Genomic DNA, 13,430 nt, shown 5'->3' with positions numbered 1-13,430 from the left:
AACGAACTACCGATACAGGGGAATGCAATGAGCCGCCGTTACATGGTTGCCGGCAACTGGAAGATGAATGGCAACCGCGCCGAGAACGCGGTGCTGCTGGACGGCCTGCTGGCCGGTGCCGGCGCCAACGCCAAGGTGGAAATCCTGGTCTGCCCGCCGTTTCCGTACCTGGATTCGGTCGGTGCCCGCCTGCAGGGTTCCGCCGTGCTGCTCGGCGCCCAGAACCTGAGCGAGCAGGACAAGGCCGGCGCCTTCACCGGCGAGGTGCTCGGGGCGATGCTGCGCGACACCGGCTGCGGCCATGTCATCGTCGGCCATTCCGAGCGCCGTGCGCTCTACGGCGAGACCGACGAGCTGGTGGCCAGGAAGTACCAGGCCGCCCAGAAGGCCGGCCTGGTGCCGGTGCTCTGCGTCGGCGAGACCCTGGCCGAGCGCGAAGGCGGGCAGACCGAGGCGGTGCTGGCGCGCCAGCTGGCCGCGGTGCTGGACCTCTGCGGGGCCGACAGCTTCGCTGGCGCGGTCATCGCCTACGAACCGGTCTGGGCCATCGGCACCGGCAAGACCGCCACGCCGCAGCAGGCCCAGGACGCGCATGCCTTCATCCGTGGTCAACTGCGCGGTCGTAGTGCTAAGATTGCTGATTCCACGCGGATTCTTTACGGCGGTAGCGTCAAGGCCGACAACGCCCAGGCGCTTTTCGCCAATCCGGATGTCGATGGCGGCCTGATCGGTGGCGCCTCGCTGAAGGCCGCGGATTTCCTGGCGATCTGCGCTGCGGCGCAGTCCCTGAGCTGAGCAAAGGATTTTCGAGTACATGCATACGTTTCTGGTCATCCTGCAGGTGCTGGTCGGCATCGGCCTGGTCGGTCTGATCCTGCTGCAGCACGGCAAGGGCGCCGACGCCGGCGCCGCTTTCGGCAGCGGCGCCTCGGGCACGGTGTTCGGTTCGCGCGGTTCGGCCAACTTCCTGTCCCGGGCCACGGCCTGGCTGGCGACGGTGTTCTTCGCCACCAGCCTGGCGCTGGCCTACCTGGTTCACGGCACCAAGGAAGCGACCTCGGTGGTGGACACGGTCAAGACCGAGGCCCCGGCGGTCCCGGCCCCGGATGTGCCTCCGGCCGCCCCGGCGCCCGCGCCCGCCGCCCCGGCGGCGCCGGTCGTGCCGGAATAAGCGAAAAAGCTAGAGACAAAGCGCAAAGCGGGCGCTACAATCCGCGCCCCTCGACGGACCATCGCAACATCGTGATCCGCCGGCGGTTTTGGTAAGCAGTGCCCACGTGGTGGAATTGGTAGACACACTACCTTGAGGTGGTAACGGCGAGAGCCATGGGAGTTCGAGTCTCTCCGTGGGCACCACTCCAGAAAACCCCGTAAGGGGGCGTCCTGCAAGACGTTTTCCGGCATCGGAAATGTGCTTCGAAGTGACGCAAAGTGGTTGATTCAGCAGTAGTACCGGTCTACAATAGTCGTCTGTCTGGTGCGGGGTGGAGCAGTCTGGCAGCTCGTCGGGCTCATAACCCGAAGGTCGTAGGTTCAAATCCTGCCCCCGCTACCAATTTAAGATTTATGTAGGCTCCGACAAGGCCCCTTGAGGGCCTTTTTCTTTTCCGGAAGCAAGATGACCGTGCTGCGTGAAAGGCTGGTACAAATGCTGGAACCCGTCGTCGAATCGATGGGTTACGAGCTCGTGCTGCTCGAGTACAGCCCCAACAGCCACAACGCCCTGCTGCGCCTGTACATCGACAGCGCCGGCGGCATCGGCCTGGAAGACTGCGAGAAGGTCAGCCGCGAAGTGGCGGCCCAGCTCGACGTCGAGGATCCCATCAGCACGCAGTATTCGCTGGAAGTTTCCTCGCCCGGCCTGGATCGCCCGCTGGTCAAGCCGTCGCATTTCGAGCGCTTCCTCAATGAGCAGGCCAAGGTGCAGCTGCTGGCGCCCAAGAACGGCCGCCGCCGCTTCATCGGCTGGATTCGCGCTGCGGGCGACAGGAGCGTGACCCTTGAAACCGACCAGGGCCGCGTCGATATCGAATATTCCGAGATGGAGCGGGCTCGTCTCGTTCCTGACTATGACCGGGAGTAGCAGAGCGTGAACAAGAACATTCTCTTGATGGTGGACGTCGTCTCCAACGAGAAGGGCGTCGAGAAGGAAATGATTTTCCAGGCCCTCGAGGCCGCGCTCGCTTCCGCCGGCAAGGAAAAGTACGGTGACGAATCCGAACTGCGCGTCGCCATCGACCGCAACACCGGCGACTACGACACCTACCGCCGCTGGACCGTCCTGGAGGACGACAGCGAGGACTTCGAATACCCCGAGCGCCAGATCAAGCTGACCTATGCGCTGAAGGAAAAGGAAGACGCCCAGGCCGGCGACGTCATCGAGCGCAAGGTCGAGTCGGTGGATTTCGGCCGCATCGGCGCGCAGAAGGCCAAGCAGGTCATCGTGCAGAAGGTGCGCGAGGCCGAGCGTTCGCAGATCGTCGCGGCTTACAAGGGCCGTGTCGGCGAACTGATCACCGGCCTGGTCAAGCGCATCGAGCGCGGCAACGTCATCCTGGACCTGGGCGGCAACGCCGAGGCCATCGTGCTGCGCGACCAGCTGATCCCGCGCGAGCCGGTGCGCCCGGGCGACCGCATGCGCGGCTACCTCTACGAGGTCAGCCCCCAGGTCCGTGGCCCGCAGCTGTTCCTGTCGCGCACCTCGCCGCAGTACCTGATGGAGCTGTTCAAGCTCGAGGTGCCGGAAATCGCGCAGGGCCTGATCGAACTCAAGGGCGCCGCCCGCGATGCCGGCCTGCGCGCCAAGATCGCGGTGCAGGCCAAGGACAAGCGCATCGACCCGGTCGGCGCCTGCGTCGGCATGCGCGGCTCGCGTGTGCAGAGCGTGTCCAACGAACTGGCCGGCGAGCGCGTGGACATCGTGCCCTGGGACGACAACATCGCCCAGTTCGTCATCAACGCCATGGCTCCGGCCGAGGTCGAGACCATCGTCGTCGACGAAGAGTCCCATGCGATGACCATCGGCGTGTCCGAGGACAAGCTGGCGCAGGCCATCGGCCGCGGCGGCCAGAACGTGCGCCTGGCGTCCGAGCTGACCGGCTGGACGCTCAATGTCATGACCGCGGCCGAGGCCGAGGCCAAGAAGGAGCAGGAGAACCTCGGTGTCCTGCAGGTCTTCATGGACAGCCTCGACGTCGACGCCGAAGTGGCCGGCGTGCTGGTGCAGGAGGGCTTCACCTCGCTGGAGGAGATCGCCTACGTGCCGGCCGAGGAACTGCTGCAGATCGAGGAATTCGACGAGGCCATCGTCGAGGAACTGCGCAACCGGGCACGGGACGTGCTGCTGACCAAGGCGATCGCCAAGGCCGAGCGCGCCGCCGGTGCGACTCCCGCCGAAGACCTGCTGGCCCTGGATGGCATCGACGAGGATACCGCCTACGCGCTGGCCGAGGCTGGCGTCGCGAACTGCGAGAACCTCGCGGACCTCGCCACGGATGAGCTGGTGGAAATGCTGCCCGACCTGGGCGAAGAGCGTGCGTCGGCGCTGATCATGGCCGCCCGCACCAAGGCCTACGCCTGAGGCCCTGCGGAGAGGCGATAGGAAACGATATGTCGACCAATGTCACGGTTCAGGATTTTGCCAATGAGCTGAAGCGGCCCGTCGCCGAGCTGCTGTCGCAGTTCAGCGAGGCTGGCGTGTCGGTCACCGACGCGCAGTCCGCGATCACGCCCGAGAACAAGGTGGCCCTGCTGGCCTACCTGCGCCAGAAGGCGCCGGGTGGTGGCGGCGGCACGCTGGGCACGCGCGGCAGCAGCATCACCTTGAAGCGCAAGGAAACCACCGAGCTCAAGCTCGGCGGCGGCCGTGGCGCGCCGACCAAGACGGTCAGCATCGAGGTGCGCAAGAAGCGCACCTACGTCAAGGAAGACCTGCTGGAGGGCGGCGCCGAGGCCGGTGCTGCTCCCGCCGCCGTCGCGCCGGTGCCGGCGCCGCAGGATGAAGAAGCCATCCGCGCCGCCGAGGAAGCCGCCCAGCGTGCGGCGGCCGACCGCGAAGCCGCTGCCGCCAAGGCCGCCGAACTGGCCGCCAAGCGCGCCCAGGAAGACCTGGAGCGCCAGCAGGCGCAGGCCGAAGAGGAGCGCAAGCGCGCCGAGGCCGAGGCCAGCGCGCGCGAGGCCCGCGAGGCACACGAGCGCAAGCTCAAGGAAGATCCGCTGTACCGCGCGAAGTGGGAGGCCGAGCAGGCCCGTTCGCGTGCCGCCGAGAACGTGCGCCGTGCCGCCGAGGCGGCGCGCCTGGCCGCCGCGGCTCCGCCGCCGGCACCCGTGGCGCCGCGCCGTCCGGCCGAGCGTCCGGCGGCTTCCGCCGCCGCTCCGGCCGCCGCTCCTGCGGCACCGGGCGCCGACCGCGGCGGCCGCCGTGACGACCGCCATCACCGCACCGAACTGCACCTGTCGGAAGGCAAGGGCGGCAAGCGCGACAACAAGAAGAGCAAGAAGCCCACCGGCAGGATCCGCGTCGACAACGTCCATGGCTTCGAGAAGCCGGTGGCGCCGATCGTGCGCGAGGTCGAGGTGCCGGAGGCGATCACCGTCGGCGAGCTGGCCAACCGCATGGCGGTCAAGGCCACCGAGCTGATCAAGGTCATGATGAAGAACGGCATCATGGCCACCATCAACCAGACGCTCGACCAGGACACCGCGGTGCTGATGGTCGAGGAAATGGGCCACACGGTCCGCACGGTCAAGGCCAGCGACTTCGAGGAAAGCCTCGAGCAGGCCGTCACCGGCGGCGACCAGGAGACCGAGGGCATCACGCGTCCGCCGGTGGTCACCATCATGGGCCACGTCGACCACGGCAAGACCTCGCTGCTGGATCACATCCGCAAGACCCGCGTCGCCGCGGGCGAGGCGGGCGGCATCACGCAGCACATCGGTGCCTACCACGTGACGACGCCCAAGGGCATCATCACCTTCCTCGACACGCCGGGCCACGCCGCGTTCACCAAGATGCGCGCCCGCGGCGCCCAGGTGACCGACATCGTCATCCTGGTGGTGGCGGCGGACGACGGCGTCATGCCGCAGACCAAGGAAGCGATCCAGCACGCCAAGTCGGCCAAGGCGCCGATGATCGTGGCCGTGACCAAGATCGACAAGCCCGAGGCGGACCTCGATCGCGTCAAGAACGAGCTGACCAAGTACGAGGTCGTCGCGGAAGAGTGGGGCGGCGACACCCAGATCGTGGGTGTGTCCGCCTTCACCGGCGCCGGCATCGACGACCTGCTCGACGCCATCCTGGTGCAGGCCGAAATCCTCGAGCTGACCGCGCCGGTGGAAGCCGCCGCGCGCGGCAACATCCTCGAATCCTCGGTGGAGAAGGGCCGCGGCCCGGTCGCCACCGTGCTGGTGCGCGCCGGTACCCTGAAGCAGGGCGACGTGATCCTCAGCGGCCCGCATTTCGGCCGCGTGCGCGCGATGTTCGACGAGGCCGGGCGCCCGGTGAAGGAAGCCGGCCCTTCGATCCCCGTGCAGGTGCTCGGCTTGTCGGGCGCCCCCGATGCCGGCGACGACGTGGTCGTGGTGGCCGACGAGCGCAAGGCCCGCGAGCTGGCGATCGTGCGCGAGCAGAAGCAGCGCGACCAGCGCTTGGCGCAGTCGCAGGCCGTGCGCATGGACCAGGTCTTTGCCCGCATGGGCGAGGGCGAGCAGAAGCAGCTCAACCTCATGGTCAAGGCCGACGTGCAGGGTTCGGCGGAAGCCATCGCCGAAGCGCTGCGCAAGATCCCGAGCGAAGAGGTCAAGGTCAACGTCCTGTCGACCACCATCGGCGGCATCAACGAGTCCGACGTCGATCTTGCGCTGGCGTCCAAGGCCATCATCATCGGCTTCAACGTCCGTGCCGATGCCGGCGCGCGCAAGCACATCCAGGACACGGGTGTGGACGTACGCTACTACTCGATCATCTACGAGATCATGGACGACGTCTCCGACGCCATCTCGGGCCTGCTCGGCACCGAGACGCGCGAGCAGATCGTCGGCATCGCGCAGGTGCGCGATGTGTTCCGCAGCTCCAAGTTCGGCGCCATCGCCGGCTGCCTGGTCATCGACGGCCAGGTGCAGAAGAGCCTGCCGATCCGCGTGCTGCGCAACCAGACCGTCATCTACGAGGGCACGCTGGAGTCGCTGCGCCGCTTCAAGGACGACGTTTCCAAGGTCGAGGCCGGCACCGAGTGCGGTATCGGCGTGAAGGACTACAACGACGTCAAGGTCGGCGACCAGATCGAGTGCTTCCAGCGCATCGAAGTGCGCCGCAAGGTCCAGGCTGCGGCCTGATCAGGTAGTCCGGAGACGACGTGCCGAAGGAGTACGCGCGCAAGCTGCGCATCAACACCCAGATCCAGGCGGAGCTGGCGCAGCTGATTCGCACCGAGCTGTCGGACAAGCGCGTGGCCGGCGTCACGGTGACCGGCGTCGACGTGGCGCCGGACCTGCGCCAGGCGCGGGTCACGGTCAGCCTGCTCGGCTCCGACGAGCAGCTCAAGACGGCGGTGGAGGGTCTCAACCACGCCGCCGGCAAGCTGCGCCACGGCCTCGGCGACCGCCTGAAGCTGCGCACCGTGCCCAACCTGCGCTTCGTGCCGGACCTGGCCCTGCGCGAGGGTGACCGCGTCAGCGGCATGATCCGCAGCGCCGTGCAGGCCGACCGGCAGCATGCGCAGGAACGCGGCGAGGGCGAGGACGAGAGCAAGGGCGGGTAATTTGCCCGTCTCCCGCATGAAGCCCCGGATTCCCCGGCGCCAGGTCCATGGCATCCTGCTGTTCGACAAGCCGCTGGGCCTGTCGTCCAATGACGCCCTGCAGCGCGTCAAGCGCCTGTTCCGCGCCGAGAAGGCCGGCCACACCGGCAGCCTCGATCCCCTGGCCAGCGGCATGCTGCCGATCTGCTTCGGCCAGGCCACCAAGCTCTGCGGGCAGCTGCTCGAATCCGACAAGCGCTACACCGCGCGCCTGCGCCTGGGCGAGAAGACCGTCACCGGCGATGCCGAGGGCGAGATCGTCGCCCGCAGCGATACCGCCGGCCTGACGCGCGAGGCCCTGGAGGCGGCGATCCCGGCCTTCACCGGGCCCATCACGCAGGTGCCGCCGATGTACTCGGCGCTCAAGCACCAGGGCCAGCGCCTCTACGAACTGGCCCGCGAGGGCGTCGAGGTCGAGCGCCAGCCCCGGACGATCATCATCCACGAGCTGCGCCTGACCGCCTTCGGCGGCGGCGAGTGCGAAATCGACGTGCGCTGTTCCAAGGGCACCTACATCCGCACCCTGGCCGAGGACCTGGCGGCCGCCGTGGGCCAGTGCGCCCACCTGGTCGGCCTGCGCCGCTCTGCGGTCGACCCTTTCGAGGGCGAGCCCCTGTCCTGGGAGGCGCTGGAGGCGCTGGCCGGGCAGGGCGAGGCGGCGCTGGACGCCTGCCTTTTGGACGCCGCGACCGCCGTGCGCGGCTGGCCGCAGGTCCGCGTCGAGGCGGCCCGAGCCCACTACCTGGGGCGCGGCCAGGCGGTGCGGGTGGCCGGTGCGCCCCCGCAGGGGCGGGTGGCGGTGCTCGACGAAGCGGGCCGCCTGCTGTGCCTGGCCGAGGTCGACGCCGACGGCCTGGTGGCGCCGCGCCGCTGGCTGGCCGTGCCGGGCGCCGGGCAGTAAACCGCCCCGCCGCCTGTCGGACGGGCGAAAAATCCCGCAGGAATCGCTTGTTAGGGCGGGGGCGTGGCCCTATAATCGCGCGCTTTACGACAGACGACAGATCAGAGTTGGAGTAAGAGTCAATGACGTTGACCGTTGAACAGAAGGCCGAAGTGGTGAAGAAGTTCGCCCGCGGCAAGGGTGACACCGGCTCGCCGGAAGTTCAGGTTGCCCTCCTCACCGAGCGCATCAACAGCCTCGCCCCGCATTTCGAGCAGAACAAGAAGGACAACCACTCCCGTCGTGGCCTGCTCAAGATGGTCAACCAGCGTCGCCAGATGCTGGACTATCTCAAGAGCAAGGACGAGCCCCGTTACAGCAAGCTCATCTCCGAGCTGGGCCTGCGCCGCTAATAGCGGCGCTTTTGCTTTGTGGAGCGGTCGCGCACGGCGCTTCCCCTCCTGCGGATTGGATACCACGCGGCCCGCTCGAAGCTTCGGCGGGCCGCCTAGTTAACGAGGACAAGACCTATGGCGATCTCCGCCTATCCCGTTGCGCCCGTCAAGAAGACGTTCCGTTTCGGCAACCAGAACGTCACCATCGAAACCGGCCACATGGCCCGCCAGGCCACCGGCGCCGTTCTGGTCAGCGTCGACGAAACCGTCGTGATGGTGACCGTCGTCGCCAAGAAGGAAGCCAAGCCCGAGCAGGATTTCTTCCCGCTCACCGTCGACTACATGGAGAAGTTCTACGCCGGCGGCCGCATCCCCGGTGGCTTCTTCAAGCGTGAAGGCCGTCCCACCGAGAAGGAGACGCTGACCTCCCGCCTGATCGACCGCCCGATCCGCCCGCTGTTCCCGGAGGGCTACTACAACGAGATCCAGCTGATCGCGCAGGTCGTGTCGCTGAATCCGGAAGTGGATGGCGACATCCCCGCGATGATCGGCGCCTCCGCCGCCCTGGCCCTGTCCGGCGTGCCCTTCCAGGGTCCGATCGGCGCCGCCCGCGTCGGCTACAAGAACGGCAACTACATCCTCAATCCGACCGTGTCGGAGCTGGTGGATTCCGAGCTCGACCTCGTCGTCGCCGGCACCAAGGACGCCGTGCTGATGGTGGAGTCCGAGGCCCAGATGCTGTCCGAGCAGGTCATGCTCGGCGCCGTGCTGTTCGGCCACGAGCAGATGCAGGCCGCGATCCAGGCCATCAACGAATTCGTTGCCGAAGCCGGCAAGCCGAAGTGGGACTGGAAGGCCGGCGACCGTTCCGCCGTCAAGGCCTTCGTTGCGCCGTTCGAGGCCCAGATCGCCGAAGCCTACGGCTTCACCGACAAGCAGGTCCGCTACGGCAAGCTGGATGAAGTGGCCAAGGCGGCCAAGGCGGCCCTCGCCGCCGACGCCGGCTTCACCGTCAACCAGGTGAAGTACGAGCTCGACGAGCTCAAGGCCAAGATCGTGCGCAACCGCATCCTGGACGGCCAGCCGCGCATCGACGGCCGCGACAAGGTCACCGTGCGTCCGCTGTCGATCAACGTCGGCACGCTGCCGCGCACCCACGGTTCGGCCGTGTTCACCCGTGGCGAGACCCAGGCCCTGGCCGTGGTCACGCTGGGCACCGGCAAGGACTACCAGATCATCGACGCGATCAGCGGCGAGTGGCATGAGAACTTCATGTTCCACTACAACTTCCCTCCGTTCTCGGTGGGCGAGACCGGCCGCCTGAACGCGCCGAAGCGCCGCGAGATCGGCCACGGCCGCCTGGCCAAGCGCGGCGTCGCCGCCGTGATGCCGGACCTGAACAAGGAGTTCCCGTACATCGTGCGCGTGGTCTCCGAGATCACCGAGTCCAACGGCTCGTCCTCGATGGCCTCCGTCTGCGGCTCCAGCCTCGCGCTGATGGACGCCGGCGTGCCGATCAAGGCGCCGGTGGCCGGCGTGGCCATGGGCCTGATCCTGGAGGAGGGCCGCTGGGCCGTGCTCACCGACATCCTCGGTGACGAAGATCACCTCGGCGACATGGACTTCAAGGTTGCCGGCACGGTCGATGGCATCACCGCGCTGCAAATGGACATCAAGGTCGCCGGCATCACCGGCGAGATCATGGCCCAGGCGCTGAAGCAGGCGAAGGACGCCCGCCTCTCGATCCTGAGCCAGATGAACGAAGTGATCTCCAAGCCGCGCACCGAGCTGTCGCTGCACGCGCCGCGCATCACCACGATCAAGATCCACCCGGACAAGATCCGCGAGGTCATCGGCAAGGGCGGCGCCACCATCCAGGCGATCACCCGCGAGACCGGCACCACCATCGACATCGACGATGACGGCACCGTCAAGGTCGCCGCCACCGACGGCAAGGCCGCCGAGGCCGCGATCGCGCGCATCAACGCGCTGACCCGTGACGTCGAAGTCGGCGCGATCTACGAAGGCAAGGTCGCCAAGATCATGGATTTCGGCGCTTTCGTGACGATCACCCCGGGCAAGGACGGCCTGGTCCACATTTCCCAGCTCGCCGACAAGCGCGTCGAAAAGGTGGAAGACGTCGTCAAGGAAGGCCAGATCGTCAAGGTCAAGGTCCTCGAGGTCAGCAAGGACGGCAAGATCCGCTTGTCCATGAAGGCCTTGGATGTCGAGGCCCAGGCCTGATCGGCTTGATTTGTGCGCTGCGATGAACGCACAATAATTGTAGTGGCAGCTTGTGGCGCACCGCGAGGTGCGCCACAAGTCTTTCTGGAGAGGGGGAAAAGCGCCGATTACAACCATAACGGCGGCGCAAAATATAAAAACTGAGTGGCTTGAGTCGCTTTCGAAAAAGCGCGGTCCATAAAAAAACCCCCGGGGGGACCGGGGGCAAGGTGCGAGAAAGGCGCTAGGCCTTTCTGGAGGAGACCGTTAAGACCCGGCAGCGCAACCCGTTGCCGGGTTTTTTGTTGCCTGCCGCTCTATGTTGCAGTGCAGTATAGGGATGGTTAGCTAGCTTGTCAATCAATTTAACGAAAATTTAATAACAAGCCAATCAGTCACTTGCATCAAAAATACGACTGTATTTTTGTGCACTGCAGCGTAAGGTGGCCGCCACCCGGGGAGCCCGGGCGGGGTTCACTCGGAGGGCGGGGGGACTTCTTCGCCGTTTTCGTCCAGGCCGGCGCGGCGCTTGATCAGCTTGGCCTTGGTCGAGAGGTTCTTGAGGAATTCGCGGCGCACCGAGCGCCAGATCGGCACCTGCTTGTCCGCCATTTCCTTGAGCACGTGCAGCGGCTGCTGGGCCTGGCCGAGCATGGTGCGCAGCTGTTCGGTGAACTGCTGCTGCTGGTCCTGGAACAGCTGGGCGGACAGCTCCAGGTAGCGGCTGATGCTGTTCTGCATCGGGTCGCCGTAGTAGCGGATGATCGACTCGAGCAACTCGTTGGTGAAGATCGGATTGCCGCCTTCTTCCTGCTCGGCGATCACCTGCAGCAGGATGCTGCGGGTGATGTCCTCGTGCGTGCGCTTGTCCTCCACCCGGAACTTGGCGCCCTGCAGCACCAGCAGCCGGATTTCTTCCAGCGTGATGTAGCGGCTGATGTGCGTGTCGTAGAGACGACGGTTCGGATACTTCTTGATGATGCGGATGTCGGACATGTCGCTCTGGCTATTTTGCTGCACTGCGTTTGCTGCATAGCATCATGCCAGAACGGTCAGGGAGTCTCCACCTTGGGATGCTGCGCCGCCGCAAGGGCAGCGGGACGCCAGTGGGCCAAGCCCCAGGCCAGGATTTCCGCCGGCGGTGCTTCCCGCAGCGCCGGCGGCGGATCCTGCCGCAGGGTCTGCAGGCAGTGCCAGAGGCTGGGGCCGGCCTGCTGTGCCTGCAGGGCCGCGGCATGGTTCTGCTTGCTGAGCTTCAGGCCATCGCTGCCCAGCAGCAGCGGGCCATGGGCATAGGCCGGCGCGCTCCGGCCCAGGCGCTGCATCAGGGCCAGCTGGCGGAAGGTCGAGCCCAGCAGGTCGGCTCCGCGCACCACCTCGGTGATGCCCTGCTGCTGTTCGTCCACGGCGCAGGCCAGCTGGTAGCCGGTCATGCCGTCGCTGCGCCGCAGCACGAAATCCCCGACATCGGTCTCCAGGCGTCGCTGCTGTCCGCCCTGCCACAGGTCGGCGAAGCGCAGCCACCCGGTGCCGACGCGGAAGCGCAGGGCCTGCGGCTTGCCGGGTTCCGGCGGCTGCCGGCGGCAGCGGCCGTCGTAGACCGGCCCGTCCGGGCCGGGCAGGGAGGTCTCCTGCAGCCGCGCCCGGGTGCAGGAGCAGGGATAGGCCAGATCATCTGCCAGCAAGTGTTCCATCGCGGCGTCGTACTCGGCCTGGCAGCGGGTCTGGTAGCGTGGCAGCCCGTCCCAATGCAGCCCGTGATCCTCCAATTGCTGCAGGATGACGGCGTCCATGCCCGGCGGGCAGCGCGGCCGGTCGAGGTCGTCGATGCGCAGCAACCAGCGCCCGCCGCGGGCCCGTGCCTGCAGCCAGCTGGCCGTCGCCGTCAGCAGCGAGCCGAGATGCAGGGGGCCGCTCGGCGTCGGTGCAAAACGCCCGACGTAGGGCTTGTCGGGGTTTCCATCGGCCGTGGAGGCCCTGTCGTCGGTGAAATGCTGCATCCGGGAAGCCTGGCTCTACAGTAGGTACGGGTGTGATGTGCGTAACGGAAAGTGTGATGAAAGTGCGGAGAATCACACAAAATGTTCGAAATCATGCTACAGTAATCCCAGTGTCACCGTTGCAGGACACCATGGAATCAGAGCCTTGCCATAGTCGTTGCCGTGACGTCGGAGCAGTCTCGTGACGTTACGGGCCGTACTGTTTGATGTGGACGGCACCCTCGCCGACACCGAGGCCCTGGGCCATCGCCCCGCCTACAACCGCGCCTTCCGCGACCTGGGCCTGCAGTTCCGCTGGGGGCCCAAGCTCTATCGCCGTCTCCTGAAGCAGCCCGGCGGCCGCGAGCGGCTCAAGTACTACTTCGAATCCGAGCGTCCCCCCCTGGGCGAGCACCAGGCCGAGGCCGACGCCAACATGGATGCCTGGGTGTCCCGCGTCCATGAACTGAAGTCGCGCCATTTCAAGCGCTACATGCGTCATGGCCGCGTGCCGTTGCGCGCGGGCATCGCCCGCATCATGCGCGAGGCGCGCGAGGCCGGCGTGCAGCTGGCGATCGTCACCAACGCCAGCCGCAAGACGCTGCAGCCGGTCCTGCGCTACAGCATGGGGCCGGAGCTCGCGGCCGAGATCGCGGTGATCGCCAGCGGCGAGGAAGTGCGCCACAAGAAGCCGGCGCCGGACCTCTACCGGCTGGCCATGCAGCGCCTCGGCGTGTCGCCGGAGGAGTGCGTGGTGCTCGAGGACTCGGAGATGGGTCTCGAGGCCGCCTATGCTGCCGGCCTGCCGGCCGTGGTCACCGTCAACTCCGACACCGTGGCGCAGGATTTCTCCGAAGCCGCCCTGGTGGTCAGCAGCCTCGGCGAGCCGGGCGCGCCCACGCGCGTGCTCCGCGGCGAGCTGGGCGAGTATCCCTGGGTCACGCTGGATACGCTGCGCCGCATCTGCGACGCGCGCCTCGCCATCCCGGCCCCCGCGTCCCTGATGATGACGCACGCGCAGGCCGCCTAGAGACCGCCGTCATACCGGCGAAAGCCGGTTCTGGTCCCGCGAGCTTGCCATTCCTCCACGACTGGATGCCGGCTTTCGCCGGCATGACGGAATTGATGTCGTGAACGGAGTGCCTGGTAAAAGTCC

12 protein-coding genes and 2 tRNA genes are annotated in these 13,430 nt (G+C 66.9%); 12 read left to right on the top strand and 2 right to left on the bottom strand.

Features of this window, described 5'->3' with window-relative positions; translation table 11 throughout:
• Window positions 1-27 precede the first annotated feature (27 nt).
• The 11 genes from tpiA (at window position 28) to pnp (ending at window position 10,316) form a co-directional block, all read left to right on the top strand.
• Complete coding sequence (gene tpiA / locus C3942_RS15580) at window positions 28-795, top strand: triose-phosphate isomerase (protein WP_104231289.1); 768 nt, start codon at window positions 28-30, stop codon at window positions 793-795.
• A 19-nt stretch (window positions 796-814) separates the two neighbouring features.
• Complete coding sequence (gene secG / locus C3942_RS22900; RefSeq protein ID WP_104231288.1) at window positions 815-1,171, top strand: preprotein translocase subunit SecG; 357 nt, start codon at window positions 815-817, stop codon at window positions 1,169-1,171.
• Between the two features lie 100 nt (window positions 1,172-1,271).
• Window positions 1,272-1,356: transfer RNA gene (locus C3942_RS15570), tRNA-Leu, on the top strand.
• Between the two features lie 122 nt (window positions 1,357-1,478).
• Window positions 1,479-1,555 (top strand) — tRNA-Met (locus C3942_RS15565).
• A gap of 63 nt (window positions 1,556-1,618) precedes the next feature.
• Window positions 1,619-2,083 carry a ribosome maturation factor RimP gene (gene rimP / locus C3942_RS15560; RefSeq protein ID WP_104231287.1) on the top strand — a complete coding sequence of 155 codons (465 nt, stop codon included), beginning with the start codon at window positions 1,619-1,621 and terminating at the stop codon, window positions 2,081-2,083.
• 6 nt (window positions 2,084-2,089) lie between these two features.
• Entirely contained in the window at window positions 2,090-3,580 is a 1,491-nt protein-coding gene (gene nusA / locus C3942_RS15555) for a transcription termination factor NusA (protein WP_104231286.1), read from the top strand.
• 29 nt (window positions 3,581-3,609) lie between these two features.
• Window positions 3,610-6,333: a translation initiation factor IF-2 gene (infB, locus tag C3942_RS15550; protein WP_104231285.1), complete on the top strand. Its 2,724-nt coding sequence runs from the start codon at window positions 3,610-3,612 to the stop codon at window positions 6,331-6,333.
• Between the two features lie 20 nt (window positions 6,334-6,353).
• Window positions 6,354-6,758: a 30S ribosome-binding factor RbfA gene (gene rbfA / locus C3942_RS15545; RefSeq protein ID WP_104231284.1), complete on the top strand. Its 405-nt coding sequence runs from the start codon at window positions 6,354-6,356 to the stop codon at window positions 6,756-6,758.
• 16 nt (window positions 6,759-6,774) lie between these two features.
• The gene (gene truB / locus C3942_RS15540; RefSeq protein ID WP_104231283.1) at window positions 6,775-7,698 is read left to right on the top strand and encodes a tRNA pseudouridine(55) synthase TruB; all 924 of its coding nucleotides are present in this window, start codon (window positions 6,775-6,777) and stop codon (window positions 7,696-7,698) included.
• A 122-nt stretch (window positions 7,699-7,820) separates the two neighbouring features.
• On the top strand, window positions 7,821-8,090 hold the full coding sequence (gene rpsO / locus C3942_RS15535; RefSeq protein ID WP_104231282.1) for a 30S ribosomal protein S15: 270 nt from the start codon (window positions 7,821-7,823) through the stop codon (window positions 8,088-8,090).
• Between the two features lie 117 nt (window positions 8,091-8,207).
• Window positions 8,208-10,316: a polyribonucleotide nucleotidyltransferase gene (gene pnp, locus C3942_RS15530; RefSeq protein ID WP_104231281.1), complete on the top strand. Its 2,109-nt coding sequence runs from the start codon at window positions 8,208-8,210 to the stop codon at window positions 10,314-10,316.
• Between the two features lie 453 nt (window positions 10,317-10,769).
• Here pnp and phaR read toward each other — a convergent pair whose 3' ends face one another.
• Together phaR and gluQRS are read right to left on the bottom strand one after the other, a co-directional pair.
• Entirely contained in the window at window positions 10,770-11,291 is a 522-nt protein-coding gene (phaR, locus tag C3942_RS15525) for a polyhydroxyalkanoate synthesis repressor PhaR (RefSeq protein WP_104231280.1), read from the bottom strand.
• A gap of 56 nt (window positions 11,292-11,347) precedes the next feature.
• Window positions 11,348-12,295 (bottom strand): tRNA glutamyl-Q(34) synthetase GluQRS, encoded by a 948-nt coding sequence (gluQRS, locus tag C3942_RS15520; protein WP_104231279.1) that lies wholly within the window; start codon window positions 12,293-12,295, stop codon window positions 11,348-11,350.
• A gap of 181 nt (window positions 12,296-12,476) precedes the next feature.
• Here gluQRS and C3942_RS15515 point away from each other — a divergent pair, with 181 nt between their 5' ends.
• Window positions 12,477-13,304 (top strand): HAD-IA family hydrolase, encoded by an 828-nt coding sequence (locus C3942_RS15515; RefSeq protein WP_104231278.1) that lies wholly within the window; start codon window positions 12,477-12,479, stop codon window positions 13,302-13,304.
• The last annotated feature ends 126 nt before the right edge of the window (window positions 13,305-13,430 follow it).

The sequence above is a fragment of the Solimonas fluminis genome (assembly GCF_002930645.1).
In the GTDB taxonomy this organism is placed as follows: domain Bacteria; phylum Pseudomonadota; class Gammaproteobacteria; order Nevskiales; family Nevskiaceae; genus Solimonas_A; species Solimonas_A fluminis.
Note: the sequence above shows the minus strand (reverse complement) of the source record. Positions and strands in the feature narration are given on the sequence as shown.